Annotated in this window: 22 protein-coding genes; 7 read left to right on the top strand and 15 right to left on the bottom strand. The window is 44.5% G+C overall.

The features are described from left to right. Positions 1-72: 72 nt before the first annotated feature. The 4 genes from L8S15_RS14890 to L8S15_RS14875 all read right to left on the bottom strand — a co-directional run bounded on the left by L8S15_RS14890 (position 73) and on the right by L8S15_RS14875 (position 4,056). Entirely contained in the window at positions 73-1,116 is a 1,044-nt protein-coding gene (locus L8S15_RS14890; RefSeq protein WP_016798832.1) for a GMP reductase, read from the bottom strand. 867 nt (positions 1,117-1,983) lie between these two features. Next, positions 1,984-2,421: a PAS domain-containing protein gene (locus L8S15_RS14885; RefSeq protein ID WP_004731659.1), complete on the bottom strand. Its 438-nt coding sequence runs from the start codon at positions 2,419-2,421 to the stop codon at positions 1,984-1,986. Between the two features lies 1 nt (position 2,422). Beyond that, positions 2,423-3,427 (bottom strand): response regulator, encoded by a 1,005-nt coding sequence (locus tag L8S15_RS14880; protein ID WP_102385155.1) that lies wholly within the window; start codon positions 3,425-3,427, stop codon positions 2,423-2,425. Between the two features lie 383 nt (positions 3,428-3,810). Continuing rightward, positions 3,811-4,056 (bottom strand): hypothetical protein, encoded by a 246-nt coding sequence (locus L8S15_RS14875; RefSeq protein WP_010430578.1) that lies wholly within the window; start codon positions 4,054-4,056, stop codon positions 3,811-3,813. Between the two features lie 201 nt (positions 4,057-4,257). On the opposite strand from L8S15_RS14875, the gene L8S15_RS14870 reads away from it, so the two are divergent. After that, a complete protein-coding gene (locus L8S15_RS14870; RefSeq protein ID WP_102385156.1) occupies positions 4,258-4,695 on the top strand; it encodes a Spy/CpxP family protein refolding chaperone in 438 nt (145 codons plus the stop codon). 150 nt (positions 4,696-4,845) lie between these two features. Here the strand turns inward: L8S15_RS14870 and L8S15_RS14865 are convergent, their stop codons facing one another. Further along, on the bottom strand, positions 4,846-6,198 hold the full coding sequence (locus tag L8S15_RS14865; RefSeq protein ID WP_016767323.1) for an MATE family efflux transporter: 1,353 nt from the start codon (positions 6,196-6,198) through the stop codon (positions 4,846-4,848). A gap of 100 nt (positions 6,199-6,298) precedes the next feature. On the opposite strand from L8S15_RS14865, the gene L8S15_RS14860 reads away from it, so the two are divergent. Then, on the top strand, positions 6,299-7,255 hold the full coding sequence (locus L8S15_RS14860) for a LysR family transcriptional regulator (protein ID WP_102385157.1): 957 nt from the start codon (positions 6,299-6,301) through the stop codon (positions 7,253-7,255). A gap of 121 nt (positions 7,256-7,376) precedes the next feature. On the opposite strand, the gene L8S15_RS14855 is transcribed toward L8S15_RS14860, so the two are convergent. Further along, positions 7,377-8,777, bottom strand: a complete 1,401-nt coding sequence (locus L8S15_RS14855; protein ID WP_280573863.1) for an alpha-amylase family protein — start codon at positions 8,775-8,777, stop codon at positions 7,377-7,379. Positions 8,778-9,044: 267 nt separating this feature from the next. On the opposite strand from L8S15_RS14855, the gene L8S15_RS14850 reads away from it, so the two are divergent. After that, a complete protein-coding gene (locus L8S15_RS14850; protein ID WP_010430602.1) occupies positions 9,045-9,944 on the top strand; it encodes a DMT family transporter in 900 nt (299 codons plus the stop codon). 182 nt (positions 9,945-10,126) lie between these two features. Here L8S15_RS14850 and L8S15_RS14845 read toward each other — a convergent pair whose 3' ends face one another. Further along, positions 10,127-10,543: a VOC family protein gene (locus tag L8S15_RS14845; RefSeq protein WP_010430604.1), complete on the bottom strand. Its 417-nt coding sequence runs from the start codon at positions 10,541-10,543 to the stop codon at positions 10,127-10,129. Positions 10,544-10,768: 225 nt separating this feature from the next. Then, positions 10,769-11,692 (bottom strand): LysR family transcriptional regulator, encoded by a 924-nt coding sequence (locus L8S15_RS14840; protein ID WP_102363484.1) that lies wholly within the window; start codon positions 11,690-11,692, stop codon positions 10,769-10,771. A 121-nt stretch (positions 11,693-11,813) separates the two neighbouring features. On the opposite strand from L8S15_RS14840, the gene L8S15_RS14835 reads away from it, so the two are divergent. Next, entirely contained in the window at positions 11,814-13,370 is a 1,557-nt protein-coding gene (locus L8S15_RS14835) for a carboxylesterase family protein (RefSeq protein ID WP_102363483.1), read from the top strand. Between the two features lie 103 nt (positions 13,371-13,473). On the opposite strand, the gene L8S15_RS14830 is transcribed toward L8S15_RS14835, so the two are convergent. From L8S15_RS14830 to L8S15_RS14800, 7 genes are all read right to left on the bottom strand, one after another. Then, positions 13,474-14,367 (bottom strand): DMT family transporter, encoded by an 894-nt coding sequence (locus tag L8S15_RS14830; protein WP_010430612.1) that lies wholly within the window; start codon positions 14,365-14,367, stop codon positions 13,474-13,476. A gap of 155 nt (positions 14,368-14,522) precedes the next feature. After that, complete coding sequence (gene fecE, locus L8S15_RS14825; protein ID WP_016798046.1) at positions 14,523-15,287, bottom strand: Fe(3+) dicitrate ABC transporter ATP-binding protein FecE; 765 nt, start codon at positions 15,285-15,287, stop codon at positions 14,523-14,525. A 2-nt stretch (positions 15,288-15,289) separates the two neighbouring features. Next, positions 15,290-16,261 carry an iron chelate uptake ABC transporter family permease subunit gene (locus tag L8S15_RS14820; RefSeq protein WP_102363482.1) on the bottom strand — a complete coding sequence of 324 codons (972 nt, stop codon included), beginning with the start codon at positions 16,259-16,261 and terminating at the stop codon, positions 15,290-15,292. Beyond that, complete coding sequence (locus tag L8S15_RS14815) at positions 16,261-17,295, bottom strand: iron chelate uptake ABC transporter family permease subunit (RefSeq protein WP_102363481.1); 1,035 nt, start codon at positions 17,293-17,295, stop codon at positions 16,261-16,263. The genes L8S15_RS14820 and L8S15_RS14815 overlap by 1 nt, the downstream gene beginning before the upstream one ends. Then, positions 17,292-18,269 (bottom strand): Fe(3+)-dicitrate ABC transporter substrate-binding protein FecB, encoded by a 978-nt coding sequence (locus tag L8S15_RS14810; protein WP_010430638.1) that lies wholly within the window; start codon positions 18,267-18,269, stop codon positions 17,292-17,294. Before L8S15_RS14810 ends, L8S15_RS14815 begins: the two co-directional genes overlap by 4 nt. A gap of 87 nt (positions 18,270-18,356) precedes the next feature. Further along, positions 18,357-20,486: a TonB-dependent siderophore receptor gene (locus L8S15_RS14805; protein WP_102385159.1), complete on the bottom strand. Its 2,130-nt coding sequence runs from the start codon at positions 20,484-20,486 to the stop codon at positions 18,357-18,359. A 221-nt stretch (positions 20,487-20,707) separates the two neighbouring features. Further along, positions 20,708-22,729 carry a TonB-dependent siderophore receptor gene (locus L8S15_RS14800; protein ID WP_102385160.1) on the bottom strand — a complete coding sequence of 674 codons (2,022 nt, stop codon included), beginning with the start codon at positions 22,727-22,729 and terminating at the stop codon, positions 20,708-20,710. Positions 22,730-22,938: 209 nt separating this feature from the next. Here L8S15_RS14800 and L8S15_RS21855 point away from each other — a divergent pair, with 209 nt between their 5' ends. The 3 genes from L8S15_RS21855 (at position 22,939) to L8S15_RS14790 (ending at position 24,277) form a co-directional block, all read left to right on the top strand. After that, entirely contained in the window at positions 22,939-23,145 is a 207-nt protein-coding gene (locus L8S15_RS21855) for a hypothetical protein (protein WP_010430647.1), read from the top strand. Positions 23,146-23,327: 182 nt separating this feature from the next. After that, entirely contained in the window at positions 23,328-23,594 is a 267-nt protein-coding gene (locus L8S15_RS14795) for a DUF3081 domain-containing protein (protein ID WP_010430650.1), read from the top strand. A gap of 47 nt (positions 23,595-23,641) precedes the next feature. Further along, positions 23,642-24,277, top strand: coding sequence for a CIA30 family protein (locus tag L8S15_RS14790; RefSeq protein WP_102385162.1), 636 nt, complete (start codon positions 23,642-23,644; stop codon positions 24,275-24,277). Positions 24,278-24,334: the final 57 nt, after the last annotated feature.

Genomic DNA, 24,334 nt, shown 5'->3' with positions numbered 1-24,334 from the left:
CAAATTTCAGGTAGAAAAAGAGCCACTCTAAAGTGGCTCAATTCTTAAAATTTTAAACAAGTGTTTTAAACGTTACTCGCGGCCGAATACGTTGTTCTCTTGCTCTTGTACACGGATGAAAGTCGTACGCTTAGTTAGCTCTTTAAGCTTTGCTGCGCCTACGTATGTACAAGTTGAACGTACACCACCAAGGATGTCAGAAATTGTGTTGTGAACTGAACCACGGAACGGAAGTAAAACAGTTTTACCTTCTGCAGCACGGTACTTAGCAACACCACCTGAGTGCTTGTCCATCGCTGACTGTGAAGACATGCCGTAGAACTTCATGTATTGCTTACCGTCTTGCTCTACTACTTCACCGCCTGACTCAGAGTGACCCGCTAGCATGCCGCCTAGCATTACGAAGTCAGCACCACCGCCAAACGCTTTAGATACGTCACCCGCACATGAACAGCCACCGTCACCGATGATCATGCCGCCAAGGCCGTGTGCTGCGTCGCCACACTCGATGATTGCAGAAAGTTGAGGGTAGCCTACGCCTGTTTTAACACGTGTAGTACAAACTGAACCTGGGCCGATACCAACCTTAACGATGTCTGCACCCGCTAGGATTAGCTCTTCAACCATATCACCTGTTACAACGTTACCTGCAGAGATCACTTTGTCTGGGAATTCAGCACGTACTTTTTGTACGTACTCAACTAGGTGCTCTGAGTAGCCGTTAGCGATATCAATACAGATAAATACGAAATCTTCGCTAAGAGTCATGATTTGCTTAACTTTTTCGAATTCAGCTTCAGACGTACCCGTTGATACAAATACGTTGTTCAGTGTTTTCTTGTCTGCTGTTTTAGTGAACTCAGCCCACTGCTCTACTGTGTAGTGCTTGTGTACTGCAGTCATAACACCGTGCTCTGCTAGAGCAGCTGCCATTTCAAAGCTTGCTACCGAATCCATGTTAGCTGCAATTACTGGAGTACCAGACCATTGACGACCGCTATGCTTGAATGTAAAATCGCGGGTTAATTCAACTTGAGAACGGCTTTTAAGGGTAGAACGCTTCGGACGGAAGAGTACATCTTTGAAACCTAACTTAAGTTCTTGTTCGATACGCATGGTGTTTTCCTTGATTCATAAAATTATGTGTCTCTCGCGAAATGCGTAGTAAAACCGTTGGCAGACGAGTTTACTTTTCTTCGGACACAAAAAAACCGGAGCGTTGGCAGACGCTCCGGTTTTCAGCATTATAGGTCGTGATTTAGTAACAGCAAGTCTGATATTTCACTTTTTTTTATGCTATCCTCTCAAAGATTCCATACCTGCTTCAAACCCCTCAGCTTTACTTTTCCACTAAATTCTTATTAATTAATAACTTAGCGAACTATTCACGCAAACGCTGTCGGTTTATTGCGCAATCGTTTTCCTCCCTATTTCACTCAATATCCCCCTCATTAAGCAAATATGTGAAGAAAGTGCCTCGAAATCACATAAAAATCACACTTTTCTCCAACAAAAAATTGTCTTTTTTCTTAAATAAATTCGATTTTTTCCCAAATTTTCTTTGTTCTCGACCAAATTAGGTAATCTCATCACCTTGCCAACTAGTCCCAATTTGGAAAAGCACTGTGCAATGGGTTCGATTTTGAGGTCGAGATTCACTTGGGTTTGAGAATCCAGCCCTCGCACTCCATTAAATAATGCTTTCAAGCTCAAGCTTTATAAATCTAATTTCTATTAACCCGTAGCATTACCGTTCCAAAAGCACATTTCGTGGCTGCCCTTTCGTTCATTTAACCTGGAAGACTCTGCAAAGCGCACAGAAAAAGAAGATTGGTTGACGTGTAAAACTTGGGGGAAAGACAAGATTTAAAGAATAGAAAGCAAAAAAATGGCTAAAGTGGTTAACCTTAGCCATTTTTATTCGCTGATCAGACTGATGCTAATACGCACATAGAAAAGTGCTGTTTAGTGAATAGAGCAGTGCTAGTTCTTTTGAGAAACTAACGCTTCAGCGGTCGCATCTTGAATAGATAAGAACAATGAGCTGACTTGCCCTGTTGGTGAGCGCATTGGGTTCAGCGTCACGTTCTGATACATGAAATCGGCTTGTTGGGTTACTGGCCTAACGTTACGACACTTAAACAGATAAGGCCTTTGTTGCCATGTAATGAAGCTGCGGCAACCTAGGTCATAGACTGGCTTGGTTTTCAGCCTAAACCACTCTTCAGGGATCTCAGGGAATAACTCAAAGATCGACTTACCGATCGCATCATGCGATTGCTTACCGCTATGGTGCGTCATGAAGCCATTCCAAACTTGTACCTGAAAGTCACGATTAATGACCACCAGCCCCATATCGACGTTTTGAACCATGTCCACCATCCAGTGGAACTGTTCAAATTCAGCAGGAAGATTCAGCATATTAAAACTCCTCCATTAGGTAGGCCAATTTGTTGTCTAGAAGAGGCAGAGACTCATCGACAAACATAAACAAAAGGTCACAACGGATAGAAGTGCCATCAATGTTGTAGCTGACTTCGAAAGTCATGGTCTTCTTAAATGAGCCACTTGTATTTTCGATGACCGAATCGATCGAGATGTGTTGCCCGAGCAGTACAGGAGAGCTCTGGAAGAAACGAACTTCAGATTGCTCCCCTAGTCCATTCAAGAATGAGCCTACAAGGATGTTAGATACATCCATCAGTAGCTCTAATTCTTCCAACTGTTCGCTTTCGGTTGGCACTTTCATGAGCTTTTTAAGGTCGCTCACACTGGAATCGCTCAACAAGACTAATGCTTCGCCTGCGATGCCTTCTCCGCTGAAACCTTGGCAAACACCCGATACTTGGTCATTGTCAGCTAGGTCACGAAGTGCCATGTGCAATTCACTCACTTCGAAGATGTTAACGTTCGGCAGTGGTAAATGAACAAACACATTGAAGTGACGAGCCAATGCATCTGCTGCACGACCAATCGCTACGTTCGCAACTTCCATGTAGATGTCACGTCGGCGAAGAATTGGGAGTTCTAAAGGCGAAGGCGTAATGAGTTGAGGCTGTTTTGGTGGCTCAACATGCTCACGTAAAATGGCTTTTAACGCTTCTTTATCGATCGGCTTTTGCAAAAACGCTTTAGCACCAAGGTCCATTACCTTCTGTTGCGCTTTTGGCTGGATATCACCAGAAACAACCACAACAGGCGTGGTATCATCTAAACGTTGCATCTCTTCCAATGTGCCATAGCCGTCTAATTCCGGCATGGTGAGGTCGAGGAACATAAGTTTGAACTGGTTTTGAGCTAACTCTTCAAGTGCATTAAGCCCATGAACAGCAAAAGTTATATCTGCATTTAGAGAACTAGGCAGTGACCGAGCCATTTGCTTCCTTGCTAACGCAGAATCATCACATATAAGAACTGGGAACGACATAAATGCACCACCGACAAATTAAAGCTAACTGGCACGAGTGTAACAGAACATTATGGTATCAGGTACGGGGTGAATAGATTTATATGTAGATTATTAGTAAGAATGATGAAACAGGCAGGTAAGCTATTATTTGACATTATTCTTTATGAAAAACAATATGCTACAAAGGTAATAACAATCTGTAATTATAGAGCAATAGCACTTTTTTGGGTGAAACAACGCGGCGAATTTATGAAATGCCAGCCTTAATAAGTGGGTTTATTATGGCTCGAACGACTCATACATTTATCGCCTTTATAGGTCCAACAAACAAGCGCAAACAAAGTAGCACTGACCCACAAGGCGAGTATCCAAAAGTTAATGTAAACGCTATGGGAAAAAAGCTAGAACTGATAGGACGGCCATAGAATCAGTAACGCAAAACGTATGATCACGGCAAAAACCAATAGAGCGATCCCTAAACGGTACCATTTATATTCAGCTATATTCATTGGGATACGCTTGTAAAACATCGTAATCACCCCTTTCCAATCGCTACTGCGCCTTCCATATTGCATCATGCTTGTTAAAACAAACAGTGCACCAAGCACCAACATTCCTTTTTCAGCCCAGAACAATCCAACTTCCATTTGTGCATTCCTTGATAAAACATTAAGCAACTCGAATCATTCTAGTCACCTTTTAGCTCGGTTTCTGTAAGACCAAGGTCTAACTCGTTTTCTGCTTATCTAAACATAGTACTGAATTGAACGCAGTTAACTGAACGGCGTGTTCATCTCGAGTTCAGCTTGGCTACCTATACTCATGTTTCCATTAACAGGAGAAACTCAATGAAATCACTGAAAAAGTCGCTTTGTGTCTTAACTGCTTCAGCTTTACTCGTTACCGCTCCGTTTGTGAGTGCTTCATCACCACAACAACTGCCTCAGCCAGTATTGAGCCCGCTACAAATGGTCATTGCTTCTTTAAACCTAACCGAAGAGCAACAAGCAGAAGTGTTCTCTTTTGTAGAAGACTATCAATCCGATAGAACAGAGATTGATATGGATAAAGCAATAGAGCTTAAGAAGAAACAGATCAGCCTTGTGACTCAACCGGGTTTTGATGAAGCTGAAATGGAAAAGGTCATCGACACGGTTCAAGCAACCGAGAAGTCGATGGTGATGCAAGAAATGCGTCTTAAGAACAACATCTATAACGTGTTGACTGAAGAGCAGAAAGAGCAATTCAAAACAATGATGAAGTCCGTGTTGTCTGGTAACAAATAGACGCCACTCTTTGCCTTGATAGCGATGGTTAATCCTTGCCCGTAGATACATATCGCATGCAACATAAGACCGAATCAGAAAAATGAGAACAGAAAAAGCCGCAGTCGTTACGATGACTGCTGCTTCTGTGTTTAATGTGTAACTAGCGGCTCACGAATAAACATGATTCGATAGATCCGGGAACTTGCTGTTCTTTTGAATGACACGCATCAGTTGGATGAGCAGCAGAATACCTGTCACACCCAAACCAACACCGATTCCGCCCCAAATTCCTGCTAATTCGAACTTAGGCATCAAATACCAAGCAGCAGGTAGTCCAAATACCCAGTAACCAATGGCAGTCATTACGGTTGGCATCGAGACAATCTTCATGCCTCTTAACAGATTAATCGCCAACAGTTGCCAAGCATCAACAATAAAACACAGAGCGACGACCCAAATAACAGAAGCCAGCAATGAAGTCATCGCCCCTGTACCATCATCCAATTTGAAGATAGAAGCGATCATTTCCGGCCACAGGATAAACACGGCAGATAACACCACGCTCAATACCGATACTAAAATAAAGCTCTGAATTGACGTTCGTTTAATTCCTTCAAAATTACCCGCACCATAATCGCGTCCCACCAAAATTGCGGCTGCTTGCGAGAAACCGAAATTGAAGTTCCAGGTAAAGCTTAAACATTGAAGCAAGATTTGATGCAGCGCCAACGAGGCAATACTGATCGTCCCCGCCATTAAGGTGCCGCCGTAAATAAGCCCATGCTCAAGCAACGCCGCCAAGCCGATAGGTAAACCCATTAACAACAACGGGCTCATCAACTTGATTGAGTACTCTTCTGTGTTTAACCAAGGGGCGAACTGCTTGAATTCATCACGCTTAAATACCCAAACCGTGTATCCAACCATCACGATAAATGCCGCGATAGCGGTTCCTAAGCCTAAACCCGTTAAGCCCATATCTAACTGGAACGTCAGTAAATAACTCACCGGCACATTTAAAATTACGGTGATAATAGACATCACAAGAATAGAGCGCACGTTACCAAACGCACTGGTTAAGCCACGAAGAACCAACAATATAAGGGAAGGCAGCATCACCCATTTCAGAGCGTGTACATATTCCATGGCTAAAGTGATCACTTCTGGTGGTTGCTTGGCCGCTTCTAATACCAGTGGCGCAAACCAGAAGCTGGCCATTAAGGTCACACTGAGCACGAATGCCAACATGGTTGCGCCTTTCACCGCTAATCTGATTTGAGTATTACCAAACTCTGGGCGAGCGACTCGCTGACCATAAGCAATAGCAATCAAGTTCGCGACACAGCCTACCGTACTGCTCGCAATAATGAAGATGAAGAAGTAGATAGAGGCCCCTAATCCACCAGCCGCAAGCGCCGACACACTGATGCGTGACATCATCCAAACATCAGTAAGGACTAGAGCCATGGATATCAGCTGTGAAATGATCAAAGGGAATGCAAGAGTGAGTATTTTTTTCATGAGCGCCTCAGTTAATTTCGCCCAAAATACGATCGATGGGGCTAGCGTTCAATTGATAAATTTGCGACTCTAACATTCCATAAACTCATGCGAACGAATTATGACCCCATATCCGAGCTTGCCATCATCACATAATGGTTTGAAAGCCTTTGAAGCTGCAGCAAGGCTGATGAGCTTTACGTTAGCTGCCGATGAGCTTCACGTAACACAGAGTGCGATCAGCCGTCAGATCAAACAGCTTGAAGATGAGCTCAGCGCATCACTGGTTGTTCGCAAACACAGAGCAATTGAACTCACACCTCAAGGGCATGATTTGTATAGAGTATTGCGTGAGAGCTATGGAAATATCGAAGCGGTAATGGCGTCTTGGAAAGATCCCAAGCAAAAACGAATCGTGATTAAAGCCACCTTGAGCTTTGCAACCCGTGTGCTGATATCCAAAGTGCGCGAGTTGAATGAACGCTACCCCGACTATGAGATAGTGATTGTTCCAGTAATAGAAGAAGATGAGGCAATCAATAGTAGTGAGTATGATTTATTGATCTTTCACACTCGCTTCAAAAAACGTTACGACAACGCACCAGATATTACCTTCTTACGTGAAGAGTTTATGGCTCCGGTTTGTTCCACGAACGTTATTACTGAGGACACCGATTTAACTTCCATTTTAACGATGCCTCGTATTCACCCAACACTCGATCACCACGACTGGAAAGTGTGGTTGGCTGATGTCGAATCCCCTCCAAAGAAGCCTGTCAGAAATACCAGTTTCTTATCGTTAGATATGGCACTCAGTGCCTGTTTATCGGGTGAAGGTGTCACGGTAACGGATCTCCTTTTGGTCTTAAAGGAACTGCAACGTGGCTTTTTATATTGTCCGGAGCACGCCAAACTACAACACAGTGCTTGGACGTATTACATTCACCAGCGCACTCATACTCCTGTGATAGACGATATTATTGACTGGCTCAGAGAAGAAACAGCAAAAGAGATTGAGTTACTCAAGCAATTGTCACTGCAATACCATTGGTCTGGCGTAATTAAAGCGCAAGATTAACTCAAAAATAGTAAGCAAAAACCTCAAAACCAGACACAAATAAGCCGCAACTCTTACTGCGGCTCATGCTTTCTGAACAGTCATGTTTAGCTTTTATTCTGGCTTTCCAGATAACTGAACACTACAACTTAAACATACGTGCGCTGCGTGGTGGCAAATTGAAAGTGTGATAACGAGAAGTAACCGTTTCTGTTGCAGTGCTCAACACATCTTGGTATTGAATATTCCAGTTAAATTCATGCTGGTAGGTATCTACAGTAACTCCACGAGTTTCACCGCACTTGTTGATACCCACAACCCCTTCTTTACCACGCTTGAATAACAAGGTGCACTGATCGCTCGAAAGCATAGTCATGGTTTTGCCCTGCATCGCATTATGGAAGCTCAACATGCTCTTCATCGTTGAGCTATTCCAAACATTGCCCCAGCGACCGTTATCCTTATCTTCAGAATCAGGAAGATCATCACTGTAGATCAACGGCGTACCGCCATCTTTGCCAAGAATGTAAGCGTAAGCAAGCTGCTCATCTTGTGGATCCATAATTTGGTAACGGAAGCCATCATTAGTTGGAATATCGTGCGTGATCGCAAAAGTAATCGAACTATTGTCATCGAGCGCTTGCCCATAAGCTTTTGGATCATGCAGTTGGTTTAAACTTCCGTTCATAGAGAAGGCCGAGCGAATCGAAGCAAACAGCGGGAAATCGTACGCGGAGTGATTAGTATTGTTTAAATAAGGTGCTAAGAAGGACTCATAGCCACTGTTGCCTGCCCCACCGCTGGTAATCACCTCACCAAACACATGAATGTTCGAGGTAATATCAGACGTGAATACTTGATCGATCTGGTACTGACTCATGTGCTTTACGGCATCAATACGGAACCCTTTGACTCCCATATCTTTTAGAGCTTTTAGGTATAGACGTTGCTGTGAAACCACCCAATTGTTTGGATCCAAATCAGGAAGACCAACATCACCATCTGCGCCACACAAACGCCAATACTGAACGTGACCAGGGTCGTTCCAATCCGAAATACAGCCTGCTGGGTGGAAATCGTTAGCCGAGACAAAACCTTGCGCTAAGTTGCCAAACAAAGTCTGGTCAGCATAGTAGCTTGAGCGGCCGGCATAGTCGTTTAGCACTTCTGTGCCTGGGTAATCCAAGTCACTTCGCTTCCAGCTTTCATTCGCCATGTGGTTGAGTACAACATCAGCGTAAACATCAACACCCACACCTTTGAGTGCAGTGATCATTGCGGCTAAATCTTGCGTGTTCCCCAACGGAGAATCAATGGTGCGCAGATCTTGTGGTTGATAACGTGCCCACCATTGGCTGCCACTGGATTTCATTGCCGGTGCAACCAACACTTTCTTATAGCCAGCTTCGGCTATTTGGTTGGCGTTGGCCGTTACGTCTGAGTACTTCCAGTTGAAAGCGTGCAAAATGGTATCAGCGTAAGTAGCTGAACTGAAAGAACAAGCGGCAAGTGTGGATATGAGTAAGGTATTTATTGGTTTCATAGAACATATCTCTCATTATAAATTCACAAGAATGATATGAGTGGGTGTAATAATTAAAACGTTCGATAAATCAGAGTTGAATTAACGTCACTTTCTGTTGGTGTGGATTTTATAAAATTGAGCGATGGACGATATTATGTGAGATAAAGGCACGTATAACTGAAATGAGAATTAATTGAGTCAAGTTGACTATTACAAGACAAAGACTTTGGTCGGCGCTTCTAAACTAAGTTATGATTCCTTCTCCCTCAACCGATTGATATTTTTATGCCTTCTTTCTCTTTTTCTCAAATCCCTGTTGGGGTTCGATTCATGATTCTCTCCGCTTTTGGATTCGCACTGATGTCAGCTTGTGTGAAATACATTAGCAACTATGGCATACCCGTATTCGAAATCGTTGCAGCTAGGGCGCTGGTGTCGTTGATCATCAGTTATGTCGATGTGAAGCGCAAACGTATTTCGATTTGGGGCAACAACAAACCACTCTTGTTCGTGCGTGGTACTGTCGGTACTGCGGCGCTAATGTGCGTTTACTATGCCGTAACCACCTTACCATTAGCAGAGGCGACCATTTTACAATACGTGCACCCCGTATTTACCGCACTACTGGGCGTGTTATTCCTCAAAGAACGCATCCAAAAATCGACCATGATCTGCATTGCATTCTGCCTAGTGGGATTATTGGTAATGGTACAACCGAGCATGAACAGCGGAGCGAGCAGCGAGTTGCCATTATTCAGTATTATGCTGGCATTATGTGGTGCGTTTGGCAGCTCAATCGCCTATGTAATTGTGAGAAAGCTTAGCCAAACTGAAGACAGCTCGGTGATCATCTTCTACTTCCCACTGGTTGCTCTACCAATCTCAACCGTTCTTATCTGGAACGATTTTGTGTGGCCGAGCGTGTTCTTAACATTGATGTTGATTTTAGTAGGGATTTTCACACAGATAGGCCAATACGGCTTAACCAAGGCGATGCAAACCCAAGCAGCAGGCAAGGCTTCGGCTTACTCTTACGTTCAGATCGTATTCTCGGCACTGTTAGGCGTCTGGATATTTAATGAAATTCCATCAGTTTGGACTTACCTAGGTGGTGGGCTGATCGTGACAGGCGCACTAATCAATGTATTTGGTAAACAGTTATTGGTGCCATTTAAAGCTAAATAGCTAGCTGTTTAGCGTTAGACTTATACGCCGTTAGGCAAACAGACAAACAAGTAAAGATTGAAAAAGGGCATTGCGGAGTATTCCACAATGCCCTTTTCTGTAAGTCTTTCCTAGCACCCTTTATTAGACGTTTTATTTTGGACAAACTCGCTCTAACAAACCAAGACAATTAACGAGTTTTATTACGTGGCATTGCGCAGTTTGGGATCATCGCTCAAGTATTCTACGAACTCGATTTCAAAACCAGCTGGATCCACAAAGTAGACGTTTTTGCGATAAGGTTCTTCCGCTCCGGGTTTGGCTATTGGGAAGCCCGCATCGATAAGGCGTTCAATCACACTCTCAATATTATGGGTCACATAAGCGAAGTGAGCGAGACCAACGGAGTGTCCGGCTAAGTCTCTATTTTCACCCTCACCATGGTCACTCAATGCAATATATTGATACTCATCGCCAAAGTGCAACCAGTTACGTGGCTTACCTGACCACTCCCCTTTTCCCTCATCACGGACATACCAATGAGGGAATGCCGCTTTATAGAAAACCAGCATTTCTGGGATGTCTTTTACCACTAAGTTCACATGTTCAAGTTGGATCATTCTTCTCTCCTTAAAGTATTCTCGTAAGCAACGTTGTATATCCTAATACCTCAAGTTAAGTTGAGGTAAAGCACTAGTTTGCATTTATTTCGAGAACGTTTTTAGAGCCCAAATTGCCGTACTTCGATAACATACAGACCCTAAGTTTAGACGACCTTCTCTAAGGTGACTTCTTTGGCACCGAGCTTACTAATTCACATGCTTTAAGCTAAGCGACAAACAACCTCATAAATAAATAGAGTCGACTTGTTCGTGCTTCAACGATAAGTCTTGTTGTAGAAAATCCAACAAGTATCGATGTAACTTAGGCTGGTATTGTCTTGAGGGATACAGCGCCCATATGCCAACAGGGTTCACTTGACAGTCTGTTAGCAGAATAGTAAGAGCTCCAGTTTGTGCTTCATTGTCAATAAAAGGCAGAGGTAAACACGCTATACCTTTGCCATTAATCGCTGCATTAAGAAGTATGGAACTATCATTTACAGAGTAGTTACTTGTGACCGTTACATTAATAGGCTGAGCAGATTTAGAACCGGCTTTAGAAACAAACAGCCAATCATTGCCTATTCGTTTGTGGATCAAGCAATTGTGATCGAGTAAATCTTCGGGAGATAAAGGAGCCCCATGTTCCGCTAGGTATTGAGGGGAAGCGCAAACCACCGATGGACAATCAGCCAATTTCTTTCCAATTAAAGATTCGGGCAGGTCATTACTCAACTCGATTGCCATATCAACCCCATGTTTTATCAAATCCAGTGACTGATTCGACAGCGTGAGATCAACTTCTATGTCAGGGTACTTAAGCATGAATTGTTCGATAGCTTGGGCAAGATAACCCTGACCAAACGAAATGCTAGTAACCAGTGAAATTCTTCCTTTAGGTTGAGAGTGCTGTTCTTGGGCTAAGCTATATAGTTGGGCATTCTGCTCTAAAATATTCTGGCAGAAAGGCAATAAATCACGACCGGCGTTAGTGATACCTAAGCTTCTTGTTGAGCGATATAGTAAACATACACCTAAAGACTTTTCCAACGCGGTTATATGCCTAGTCGCCATGGATCGTGACATTCCTAAAGCCTCAGATGCTGCCGTCAGGCTTCCTAGATCGACAGTAGAAACGAAAACTTCCATTGAAATAATTCTATCCATACACCCTCAATAGTTCGATTTATGCAACAATCTATTGACGTATAGCATATATATCAACTTCAAACTAGGTTTTATACTGACCTTCTATTCCAATACCGAGCCCAATGAAATGAAAAAAACAATGGTACTAGTCGCATGCCTCAGTGCAGGTTTAATTCAAAGTAATACACTATTTGCCCACACTCAAAATGCTGAAAACTCAACGGTAGCAATCATTGAGTCTGGTAAACTTATGGGAAGCAACCATGATGGTGTGACTACATTTTATGACGTTCCATATGCGCAAAACCCTTTTACGGCAGAGCGCCGTTTTCAAGCTCCGCAAGCCTACGAAACTTGGAGTGGAATATTAGATGCAACAAAAGCAGGTCAACCCGTTCCACAACCAAGTCGAGGTAAAAACATCACCTTGGTGGGGGCTCCCGGACATCTTACTCTGAACATATGGACACCGACTAACGCCATTGCTGCCAACAACAAGGCATCAAATAAAAAGCTGCCTGTCATGGTGTGGATCCCAGGCGGTGCTTTTATCCGAGAAGACGCAGCAGAGTTGGCTTATGATGGTACAAGCTTTGCGAAGAACAACGTGATCGTTGTAACGATCAATTATCGCGTAGGCGTTGATGGCTTCATGCACCTTGAAGGCAAACCGGATAATCGCGGCATTCTTGATCAAATCATGGCTCTTAAATGGGTACAAAATAACATCGAAGATTTTGGTGGCGACCCTAGCCAAGTGACGGTCGCAGGTCAATCAGCCGGGGCAGAAAGTGTTGCCATTTTATTAGGTACCGAAAAAGCCGAAGGCCTATTCCAAAAAGCCATTATGCAAAGCCCTCCAATGGCATTTTTAACCCAAAAAGAAGCTGATAAAATCACACAAAGCTATACTGAAAAACTGAATATCCCAGCCACCATTGAAGGTTTATCTACAGTCCCATTTCCTGAATTAGTTAAGAACGTTATTGATATGGGCCATACCATACAAGATCGTGACAAATGGGGAATGCTGTCGTGGGGAGGCACCGCATTCTTGCCCGTCGTTGATGGGGATATCATTGTTGAGTCTCCAATGAAAGATCTCGCCAAAGCTTCACCTTCTATTCCCGTCATCGTTGGTAGCACAGATCAAGAATCACGACTCTACTTGGTACCAAGTGGTGCCGTTAACAACACGACCGAAGAAACGAAGTCACTATTATTATCTGACTTGTCATTGGAGGGTTGGCCTGCGGATGTGTATTCAACAGAAGGCAATAGCAAGTCTATTGGAGACACGTTTGCCGACATTCAATCTGATTTTACGTTTAGAATGCCAGCACTGCACATTGCTCAACAGTTAACTAAAAACGACAACAATGTTTGGCATTATAATTTTTCTTGGATGTCACCTGCGTTTGATGGTCACTTAGGAGCCGCGCACTTTGTTGACGTACCGTTTGTGTTTAATACCACTAACAACGAACAAACAAAAACATTTGTCGGCTCACAGCCTCCAGTTGAACTTGTTAATGCCATGCACAATCAATGGCTAACGTTCATCAAGACAAGTAAAGCTGATTGGTCTCATTATAACTTATCAGAACGACCAACAATGCAATTTGATGTTACATCGAAACAGGTCAATGACCCCGAAGACTCCGTACGGAAGTTATGGAAAAACTATCAGTTTTAAGCGGAAAGATCGGATAAAAAACAAAAAGCGAACCACTTAGGTTCGCTTTTCTTTCATCTAGCACGTTTCGTCTTTGCAATACGCGGCGGTTAAGCCACAGATATTATGACTTTGGCTGATTCACCTCTACATCGAGAGATGCTCTGTTCCCTAAACTAAAGAACTTCTTCCATCTAATCGGCATCATTGGAATAACGATGAGGCTGATACCAACCAGTGTCAGAATGTCGGGGATCTCGTCAAACCACATCACGCCAAACAAGGTTACAAACACTAACCCCGAGTATTCTGCGAGCGCAATTTGGTTTGCTGGAGCCTTTTTATACGCCACCACCACCAATGCATGATAACCAAGAACAAATAGATTGATTGCCATGATCCACCCTACATGACGCCATTCAATCGCGGCCCATGCCGGCAATGCAAACGCCAGTGCAAGTGGCAGAGTCATAACACTAGTCCAAAATAAGGTAGAGATAATGTGTTGTTCGGCGTTCAAACGCTTGATCAAAATATTACCAACCCCCATTGCAAGCGCACTGCCTAGCCCTGCAATCGCCGCCCAGTGAAATTGCTCTGGACGCAACACAATTAGCACACCCACAAAGCCTATTAGTGTCGCGGTCACTTTTGATGATGTCGGCCTTTCTTTCAACAACACAATAGACAGAGGAAGCATCAGGATTGGCCCAACATAGAACATCGCGTTCGCTGTCGCCAAGGTAAGGTGTGTAATGGCAATCATCGCACAACCACTACCCACTAATATAAATTGAGCCCGTAAAAAATTGATGCGGCAACCGCCTTGCATGCGAGTTTCTTTAGGGAGCTTTAGCCAAAAAGGAAGCAGTAAAATCACGCTCAATAGCTGGCGGATAAACACATACTGAAATGTGGGAACTTCACCATTAAGTATTTTTAGTGAGACATCGGAAAAAGACGCCAATAAGTTTGCAAATACCAAAAGCAAGATGGCGTGGTTGGTGACTTTATTCATACGGAAACAGAATTACACATTTGTCATACAATTATGGGCGCACATAATACATGAGAATGGAAAATAAGTAAGAACAAAGTTTTCGGATACTTACTACCAAAAACCAAAGGTATTAAACAATAAGTATCCATCCTTTCCAGTTGACTGATAGTCTCCTAAATAGCAACACACATTGGCGTATTTGAAATAGGGTCACGAAACACGCTTGCTTTGAGATCAAAGACGTTACTGAGCATAGTTTCTGTCATCACCTCATCAGGCGACCCTTCTGCGATTAAGCATCCTTTTTCCAAAACCACTAAATGATCGCAGTAACGACTGGCTTGGTTCAGGTCATGCAACACAACAACTACCGTTTTTCCTTTGGCATTCATCTGTTGCATCAGTTTCATTAACTCCACTTGATGAGACATATCAAGGTATGTAGTCGGTTCATCCAACATCACTACGTCCGTATCTTGTGCAATTACCATCGCAATCCATGCTCTTTGACGCTGGCCACCAGACAAAGACTCAACTGGCTTATCAGCAAACTCAAGTACACCTGTATCTCGCATTGCTTGTTCGACAATCTTTTGATCGTCCTGCCCTAGCCTTCCCCAATGAGAGACATAAGGCGAACGGCCATATTCGACCAATTTTCTTACCGTGATCCCCTCAGGACTAACCAAGATTTGCGGAAGAAGTGACAACGAACGAGCAAGCGCTTTATCGCCATAACTCGACAGTGGTTTGTCTTCAAACAACACCTCTCCAGCCACTGGCTTGTTAATTCTGACTAACGTCTTTAACAAGGTAGATTTACCGCACCCGTTAGGTCCTATCAATGCGGTGATTTTTCCCTTAGGGATAGAAACAGACAGGTTCGGTATGATCGTTTGTTTGCCGTACGCGACGGAAAGATTCTGCGTTTTAAGCATGGTTACCAACCTCGATAACGATAGAGAAGAAAGATGAAATATGGCGCGCCAATCACAGACGTGAGAACCCCTGCTGGCAATTCAATGGGTGGTTGTAGACCTCTGGCCAACCCATCAGCGCTGGTAACCAGAATTGCCCCCACCAGTGCAGATGCTGGGATTAACAACTTATGATTATGCCCAAACAACGAGCGGGCTAAGTGAGGTGCCAATAAACCCACAAAACTGATCGTTCCTGCAACAGAAACGCTAACACTGGCAAGCAATACAGCAGCCAATAACGCAAGAGCCTGAATCTGTTTTGGCTTAGTACCCAATGTGGTCGCACTTTCCTCGCCAAGCCCCATCACATCTAATCGCCAAGCAAGCCACAATGCCATAGGTAACAACAAGAGCAGCACACTCCAAATAAAGGGAACTTGCTGCCAGTTTCGTCCCCAAAGGCTGCCAGTTAACCACACCATGGCCGTGTTGATCTCGATCGGATTGGTGACCAGCAAGAAGTCGATACAACTGGCCAGAAACGCACTCACCGCAATACCAATCAGCGCCAATTTGGCGGGTGTTGGTCTTGACCACCATGCCAATACCGCAATCAGCCCAGCAGCCAATACCCCACCGAACATCGCCACAACCGGAAGCACACTGACTGGTGCATTGGGGAACCAAACTAAACTCGCTGTCGCAGCAAGGCCAGCCCCAGCGCTAATACCCATAAGGTCAGGCGATGCTAACGGATTACGTATCACGCCTTGCACTAATACCCCAGAAAGCCCTAACCCTGCGCCCACGCTTATCGCGAGCAACATACGTGGTAGCCGATACTGATGGATAACAAAGTCGTCACTGGAAAACGCGACCAAATGTTCGATGACTTGAGGAATAGAAAGTGACGCTGCACCGACAAACAAACCCACAGATGCCACTAATATGAGAATCCCAGATAACAAAACTATCTTAGTGTGATGGTGCATTAAGATCTCCTCGTCGCAATCAAAATAAAACAAGGTGTCCCGAGCAAAGCAGTAATAACACCAACGGGTGTTTCAGTCGGGAAAGCAATCGCTCGTGATAATGCATCTGACCAAGAGACTAATGCTGCGCCTGCCAATGCGGAAATAGGAATCAGTAAATGGTAATTGTGACCAACCATAGGTCGAACCAAATGAGGCACTAACAAACCAACAAAGCCAATTGGCCCTGCGATAGCGACGCTTGCTCCGGCAAGCAACACAATCGTCAATCCACTAATCAGGCGAGTAAACCTGATGTTACTGCCAAGCCCCACGGCAACCTCTTCACCAAGCGCCAATAAGTTGAGGTTGCGAGCAAGACTCATTGCTAACACCAAACCAATCACTACAGGCGGCCAAAGCTGTTGCCATTGCCCATCATCCACACTAGACAGTGAACCAGTAAGCCAATGCAAGACGCTATAAGCCATGTCGTCAGCAAGAATCAGCGCCGCTCGTGTCAGTCCGAGCAATAACGCAGTAATGGCGATACCCGCGAGAACCAAACGTAACGGATGAGAACGTTCGGAGAAAAAGCCGCCCAGAAGCATCACAGCACCACCGCTTAGCAACGCACCAAGAGCCGCATTAAGGATTGGACTTAGCTCGCTAACCACAGGTATACCTATTGCAGCTAACGCCATAAAACAGGCTGCGCCAGCGTTAATGCCAAGAATCGACGGAGACGCGAGTGGATTGCGCGTCAAGCCTTGCATCAATAACCCAGCGACGGCCAAACTCGCACCAATCAATAGCCCCGCATAAGCTCTTGGCGCTCTTAGCGTCGCCAATATTTGATGAGTCATGTTGCTTTCATCAAACGCAAACCGATAGTGAATCAAGTCACTCAATGTTAAAGAGAAATTAGACCACCCGGTCATAGAGGCCGCGTAACCAGAAAGTGCCAAACACGACACTAATCCGGTAAATAACGTGACTCGCCACGACAATATTGGCCAGAATCGCTTACTTTTAGAGAACAACATCGTACTCATGATGGATCCAAGATCTGCTCAAGATTTTTCGCCATTTTTTCTGCCGCTAACATGCCTCGATTCAGTGACCAAAGTGCTGGTGACACTTCTACAACTTGCTTACTTTTTACAGAGGTTAGTACATTGAATAACGGATTTTCCTGCCAATCATCAACAATATTTGGATGAGAGTAAGCACCAAGGAGCAACCAATCCGGATTGGTTTTCAACAACAACTCAAAGCTGGTTGGTAAATATGCCTTCTCTGTTGGTTTCACAATAGGGCTCGCAATGCCTAATGTGGTCAGCACGCCCCCTGCGTAAGATGCGGGGCTATGTAACCACATACCTTTATCCGACACGACAGCGAATTGGACGGTTTGTTTGAGCGAGAAATGACTTTTGAATTCAGCCATGGCGTGTTGATGCTGTTGAATTCGTTGTTCCATTGACGATTGTTTATCGAGAGCGATGCCAATCTTGAGCGCAGACTCCAAATTCTCTTGATAAGTCTCACCACGGCTTTTAAGCAGTAGAGTTGGTGCGATGCGTTGTAGATCTTGATAGACCGTACGATGACGCTCTGCATCGGCAATGATCAGATCTGGCTTTAATACCGCAATGGCTTCTAGGCTAGGCTGAGAACGCATGCCAACCGATTCCCAAGGTTGAACCAATTCACGTACCGCCGGAATCACTCTTGAAGCATCATTGTCATCGGCAACACCAACAGGAGAAACACCCACCGCAGCGAGTGCATCTACAAATGAAAACTCCAACACCACAATACGTTGCGGGGTAGTCGCTATCTCAAACTGGCCTTGCTCATCTTGGATCGTTCTCGTTTTTGCCGAGCTTGAAAATGAGAACAAGCTTAAAATCAGCAAAGCTAAGGTTATCGCTATCCTGCTGCATAAAAACGGCCTATTAAATGACAGCAGCCCGTTCGACAGCATCAATTGATTCGAAAACAAAAGGCGAGAGCTGTTTTCCATATTTAATTTTCCTTAAACTCTAGAACCGTGAAAGCCGCCAAGAGTATTGACGACTTTTATTCGTTATTACTTTCAATAAATTACGTATTAGAACTGATAATTCAGATCCAAAGTGTAAGAACGTCCTGGGGCTGGATAACGACCAACTGGGCTGGTATCAATACCGCGGAAGTAATAGTCCTCATCAAACAAGTTGTTCACCGCAAGGTTCATGCGCAGCTTACTGTTTTCATCCTTGTACAAGTCCGAACCTAGGTTAAAGTTCCAGACCATGTAGGCAGGCACTTTACCTGTCGCGCCCGTTGCATCTTCGGCACTTGTATTCGCATTATCAGAATAAGATTCGCTAAAGTAGTAACCAGATAAAGTAGTATCTACCTTGCTAAAGGCGTAAGTCGCATCCCAACTAAATTGATGTTTAGACGTATAAGGAAGTTGATTACCTTTGTTTGCGCCCTCTTCCTCGATAGTTGCATCTAAGTAGTTATAACCAGCGCCCAAACTCAACGCTTGCATCGCTTGAGGCACGTAGCGACCTGAAAGTTCAACACCTTGGTGAAGGGTTTTACCAATGTTGTCGAAAGTTTGAGTAGCACTTTGCCATTGCAGCTGATCTTCAAAATCAATGCGGTATAGTGCGATGTTAAAGCTGGTTGAATCTTGGTTGTAGCGCGCACCCAACTCATAGTTCCATGCTAGTTCACTGCCCTCTTCTCCTAGACCTCGAATGTAAGCAATCTGTGGTGCACGCAAAGATTTCTGCGCATTAGTGTAACCCACCCACTGTTCTGTCAGGTGGTATGCTACAGTTAAGCCCGGCAGCCATTCCGTCACTTTATTGTCTGTGCTCTGTGCTGTACCCAGGTCATCAAACGTCATATCAATCGATTCGTAACGAATACCCGGAGTGACTTTCAGTACATCATTGAACAGGCCGATTTCGTTACTGATGTAACCAGCAAAAGCGTCAGTATCAAGATGCCAGTCGCGTGGGATTGTGGTTACTCCACTAGAAATTGATGTTTGAGTGAGCTTGTAATCGATATCTTCGTTGACGTAGCGTGCCCCAACAATCACGTTTTGCGTTACCGTATTTCCGTCAAAGTACATCGCGAGTTTAGGTTCAACACCATAAACAGCAAATTCACGTGGTGACGTACGAATATCGGTTGACGGTAATGCCGGATCCGCCCAGTGACCACCAGCACTGTTAAAGCCCCATTGGAAGAAACGCTCAGAACGGTGGCCAAACGTCAGTATTTCTAATTCAGCACTATCTGCAAGATTCAAGTCATGTAAATACTTCAGGCTCCAACGCGTTGAAGTGCCTTGATATTCATCGTACGGGCGCTTCGACTGAGTACGATCTTTGTCATAATCATCTGGCGATAAAGCACCGGGCATTTGCGTATCTGCATCATAACGCTGCACGAAAGCTTGCAGCTCTTGAGTATCACTCAGTAACCACTGCAACTTCGCTTGGAAGTTTTTGACATCGGTGTCGGAGTGTTCACGGAAGCTTTCACCTTTTAAGAAGTTCCCCTCAACTTGAAGTGCTAGCGTATCGGTTAACCAACCGCCCGTGCGCAGATAAAAGTCGTTGAGCGGCGTATCGCCATCCTCGAATACAGTAAAGCGATTACTTATTTCCGTTTGCCATTCGTGTGGAATAGGCTTAGTCACCAAGTTGATCACACCACCCACGTTGTTTGGCCCGTACTGCACAGCAGCACCACCACGTACGATATCAATTCGGTCAAGCATCGACAGAGTCGCAGGGAAAATAGATTGTCCGGTATGACCATAAGGCGCAAGAGTCAGTGGCACACCGTCCATTAGAAATTGAGCATGCCCACTGCGGCTGGCTTTCAAGCCACGCACCGAGATGTTAGGCAATACACCCGTACCCGTTTCGTCTTGAACCTTAATGCCCGGTACACTTTGGAAGGCCGAATCAATCGAAAGTGCGCCAGTCTTTTTAATTTGTTCGTTAGTTAGAACGGTACGCGCTCCCGGATACTCTTTCACATCCTCTAGCTCTGAGTTACCGATCAAGCTACCTGTCACGACAACCGTTTCCATAGTCGTTGTTTGAGGATCAGACGCTGCAAATGCGCTCATGGAAGTCACTGAAGCGATGGCCATTGCAAGGGTACTTAGACGCAACTTTTGGTGTGATTGAGTACAGGGTTTACCATCCAAATTCTGGTAAGGCATGAAAATCTCCTAAGTAGGCAGGTTAGGATCAAAGGCCGTGTTTTCGGTTATATCGGCGCTTTGATCCTATGGGCTAAACGGCCCCAAAATGAGGCCAACTGTTCACTCATTCGTAGCGAGTAAATCAATCGTTTTTAGAGTCGAAATAGCTCTTAGAAATGAACTAACTCCTAGAAATGAATTCGCTCTTAGAACTGAATTGGCTTTTAAAACTGATAGCCTTAGCTGAGCATAAATTCGACTGGCGCTCCGTAACCAATCTGGTTAGTACCTGACGTACCGTTAGTTGCGCCCAGAATGTATTCCTCATTAAACACGTTGTAAGCGTTCGCTTGAACTTTGTGACGACCCGTGGTGTACGCAGCCATCAAGTCAACCGTGGTGTAGTCACCCAGCGCTACAGCTTCATCATTACCTGCGTATCGGTCACCTACGTATTTCACGCCACCACCTAAACGCCAGTTATCGTCTAGCTGATAAGTGCTCCAAAGAGAAAACAGGTGATCAGACACATCGTTCGGCTTTTTGCCTGTCTCTTTGTTTTCTGCATCGAGGTAGCTATAGCCCACCGAAATATCCCACTGCTCAGTAAATTGACCGCGAGCTTCTAGCTCAATACCTTGGTGGCGAGCTTCGATCTTGTTAACAACGTCTCCGTCTATATTCGTTTCTGGTTGCTCTTGATCAATTTGGAAGACCGCGGCATTTAGCATCAAGGCGCTATCTAACAAGTAAGCTTTTGCACCCACTTCTTTTAGATCGGTATGGAAGAATTCAGCCAATTTAGGATTGATATAAATACCGGAGTAAGGCAATTGCCATGAACGAGCTAAGCTCGCGTACACTGACATATCATTGTTGAGACGGTAGACCAAACCACCGCGGTAGCTCACTTTGTCATCGTTTAGATTCTCTTTTACTGAGCCCGCTTTTTGCTGTTCAAGCTCCATCGAGTCGTAACGCACATTGCCGATCACAGAAAGATCACCAAAGGTATAAACGTCTTGAATATAAACGCCAGTGGTCGTTGTCGTGTTATCACGGAAAGGTTTGAAGCCCGGATCAGGTGTTGGGCCTGTTACAGGGTTATAGATGTCTTGTGAAGGTAGGGTTTGATCGCTAGCTAGAGTGAGATCGATATTAATCTGGTTGTAATCGGCACCAATCATCATTTGGTTAGAGTTAGTTTCCCAAACCAACTCAGACTGTAGTGTTGTCGTGGTACGAGGATCATAGCCGAAGTTGTTCACGGTTTGAGATACTTGGTCCCCTGTTACCGTGCCTTGACGCGTACCTTTTTGTTCAAGCTCAATATGGTTGTATGCTGCGCGGTTTGTCCATGCCCATTCACTGTTCAAAAGCCATTCATAATTAACACCAACACGAATACTGTCTGACTCTTGATAGTCATTCCTACCGCCATAAAACGTGCTTTCAGAGACATCGACAGGCTTACCATTTTTAGATGGAACCCCACGATATGGCACTAGCTCTTGGTGAGCATATTCGACATCAAGATCTATGGTATGCCCCTCAGCAGGTAATACACGAATGGTGGGTGCGATAAAGAAATCACTAGAATCGACATGGTCTACATAAGAATCCGACTGTCGACTTTCCACGTTGATACGACCACTGACTTTGTCAGTAAACGCCATCGAGCTGTCGACCTGACCAACAAACAGATTATTGCTGCCGACACTGCCATTGACGTGTGTGAAATTATCACCGTTAGCACGCTTGGTGACCAAGTTGATGATACCGCCTGCTGAGCCTCGGCCATAAAGTGCGCCTGCAGGGCCTTTTACCACTTCGACACGTTCTATATTCGCTAGACTTCGGTACGATTGCAGAGTCCCGTCATCACGCATACCATCACGGTACATGTCGTTGAGTGCATCAAAACCACGAATCACAAATTGGTCTCGGCTCCCCTCACCCAAGGTATTGTTAACCCCGGCAACACCATCAAGAGCATCCACCAAACGTACAGCACCGCGGTCTTGCATTTCCGTCTTTGTGACCACCGATACTGCTTGCGGTACATCCAACCATTCGACATCGGTTTTGGTACCCGATTGCGGCATGTGCTCCGCGTAACCTTCGTACTGATGACCAATAACTTGTAGGGTTTCATCCGTCATTATTTCTTCTGCAGCCATTACATTCGACACGGTAACTACTGCGGTTAATGCACCTCCAATAGCCAAAGCGAGAGGGGACAAGGCCAATCTAATGTTCATCATCTAATTCCGTTTTAGTTTATAAAATCACAACAGATGCGAATAAAAACAAATATCATTTATATTTGCAATATATATTTTTTGATCTATATTTGCTTTGCAATATGCAACGCCACTAATGATAAAAGAGTAAATAAAAACAATAAGATAGAAAGCTCCCTTTCTTGTAATCTCGAAAGAAAGCACTTCGTCAGCGTCAGGAATTCGGTGTGGAGTTTGGTGTCTGCCATAGCAAGTTCATCATCACAGAATCAGAGCCGGTACTGGTCAAGATCAACTATCGGAGTATTGGTGATGGCCGGGAATTTTTGCTTGATAACTTCAGTGGTGGGAATTGGTTCAATACCATCTTAAATCTTTTCTTGGGTCACAAGCTTGATCCTACACTTCGCATTGCTGGCAGCGCAAAGTCATGACCACCCACTTGCGATCGTGGAAGTTAATAAGCAACTCACTATTTCACTTCCGATAAACCATGCCGCACCACATTGATTGAATACTCAATTCCCGACTGTGATCGCAATGCAGAGCCAAACCGTAGTTAATTCAAATACAAGCACTTAACGTTTTTTCATCGGCTACTCAGCGGGAGCAACACATGGACAACAGAATCACCATCAAAGAATTTCTTAGAGTGTTCGATTACATTCGTTCATCTGGCGAGCAATTAGAGAACAAATATCAATTTGGCGAGATGTTTGCGTGGCACGATTACGACGGCTACACCTGTTGGCTAAGCTACAGAGACGTTACAGTAACACTGATGTTCCATGGTTCATTGAAGATCGAATACGACAAGGCACCGAACTATGAAGGCTTCATCAACCGTTGTTTAGCTATGCTTGAAACTGAACTTTCTCCGTAAGCTGTCCTTAGCTATTGAGTCAATAAGGCAGAGTCTAAGGAGAAGCAGTGGAGAAAATCATGAACGGGGCCACTTATAAAACACGGTTACCATTTAGGCTAACCACATCTTTATTTTTTCTACTCAGCCTAAACTCGTTAAGTCTAAAAGCGGATGCAACAGGGACAAACATGATCGACTTTACACAAGCTAGTGAGCATCAAAACTGGACAGTGACTAACGACGATGTAATGGGCGGCATCTCAACAGGCGAGCTCATTTATCTTAATAACATGAGTCGATTTAGGGGAGAGCTCTCGTTAGAAAATAATGGTGGTTTCAGTTCTGTAAAGCGCTCCATTGAATCACCTGCCCATGAAAAAGATAGTGCAGAGCTAATATTCGCTGGTGATGGTCGCACCTACCAACTGAGGTTCACCACTTGGAAGGAAGGTAGTCGAGTTCAATACAAACACGATTTCGATACCATAAAGGGAGAGCAGCTAAACAAGGTCTTCCACTTCAATGATTTTCAAGCGGTGTTCAGAGGTCGGCTACTGAGCGATGCCCTGGAACTTAAGGCACAAGACATCAAGCAAATTGGCTTTTTGATTGCAGACAAACAGCCCTCGCCTTTTGAGCTAGACCTAATACAGCTTCAATTCAAAACATCGCAACCTATCACATCACCAGAAACGGACTAAACCGCAAACAAATAAAAACCCCTGATACCTTTTGACGAGCAATTAGATATCAGGGGG

It is taken from the genome of Vibrio sp. S/42/10, from assembly GCF_029890535.1.
Classification (GTDB): Bacteria; Pseudomonadota; Gammaproteobacteria; order Enterobacterales; family Vibrionaceae; genus Vibrio; species Vibrio cyclitrophicus.
This window is presented reverse-complemented; position numbering and strand designations above follow the sequence as displayed.

Bases quoted from the DNA above. Each gene is read 5' to 3' on its own strand.
- L8S15_RS14890 (WP_016798832.1), bottom strand. From the start codon at position 1,116: ATGCGTATCGAACAAGAACTTAAGTTAGGTTTCAAAGATGTACTCTTC.
- L8S15_RS14885 (WP_004731659.1), bottom strand. From the start codon at position 2,421: ATGCTGAATCTTCCTGCTGAATTTGAACAGTTCCACTGGATGGTGGAC.
- L8S15_RS14880 (WP_102385155.1), bottom strand. From the start codon at position 3,427: ATGTCGTTCCCAGTTCTTATATGTGATGATTCTGCGTTAGCAAGGAAG.
- L8S15_RS14875 (WP_010430578.1), bottom strand. From the start codon at position 4,056: ATGGAAGTTGGATTGTTCTGGGCTGAAAAAGGAATGTTGGTGCTTGGT.
- L8S15_RS14870 (WP_102385156.1), top strand. From the start codon at position 4,258: ATGAAATCACTGAAAAAGTCGCTTTGTGTCTTAACTGCTTCAGCTTTA.
- L8S15_RS14865 (WP_016767323.1), bottom strand. From the start codon at position 6,198: ATGAAAAAAATACTCACTCTTGCATTCCCTTTGATCATTTCACAGCTG.
- L8S15_RS14860 (WP_102385157.1), top strand. From the start codon at position 6,299: ATGACCCCATATCCGAGCTTGCCATCATCACATAATGGTTTGAAAGCC.
- L8S15_RS14855 (WP_280573863.1), bottom strand. From the start codon at position 8,777: ATGAAACCAATAAATACCTTACTCATATCCACACTTGCCGCTTGTTCT.
- L8S15_RS14850 (WP_010430602.1), top strand. From the start codon at position 9,045: ATGCCTTCTTTCTCTTTTTCTCAAATCCCTGTTGGGGTTCGATTCATG.
- L8S15_RS14845 (WP_010430604.1), bottom strand. From the start codon at position 10,543: ATGATCCAACTTGAACATGTGAACTTAGTGGTAAAAGACATCCCAGAA.
- L8S15_RS14840 (WP_102363484.1), bottom strand. From the start codon at position 11,692: ATGGATAGAATTATTTCAATGGAAGTTTTCGTTTCTACTGTCGATCTA.
- L8S15_RS14835 (WP_102363483.1), top strand. From the start codon at position 11,814: ATGGTACTAGTCGCATGCCTCAGTGCAGGTTTAATTCAAAGTAATACA.
- L8S15_RS14830 (WP_010430612.1), bottom strand. From the start codon at position 14,367: ATGAATAAAGTCACCAACCACGCCATCTTGCTTTTGGTATTTGCAAAC.
- fecE (WP_016798046.1), bottom strand. From the start codon at position 15,287: ATGCTTAAAACGCAGAATCTTTCCGTCGCGTACGGCAAACAAACGATC.
- L8S15_RS14820 (WP_102363482.1), bottom strand. From the start codon at position 16,261: ATGCACCATCACACTAAGATAGTTTTGTTATCTGGGATTCTCATATTA.
- L8S15_RS14815 (WP_102363481.1), bottom strand. From the start codon at position 17,295: ATGAGTACGATGTTGTTCTCTAAAAGTAAGCGATTCTGGCCAATATTG.
- L8S15_RS14810 (WP_010430638.1), bottom strand. From the start codon at position 18,269: ATGGAAAACAGCTCTCGCCTTTTGTTTTCGAATCAATTGATGCTGTCG.
- L8S15_RS14805 (WP_102385159.1), bottom strand. From the start codon at position 20,486: ATGCCTTACCAGAATTTGGATGGTAAACCCTGTACTCAATCACACCAA.
- L8S15_RS14800 (WP_102385160.1), bottom strand. From the start codon at position 22,729: ATGAACATTAGATTGGCCTTGTCCCCTCTCGCTTTGGCTATTGGAGGT.
- L8S15_RS14795 (WP_010430650.1), top strand. From the start codon at position 23,328: ATGGACAACAGAATCACCATCAAAGAATTTCTTAGAGTGTTCGATTAC.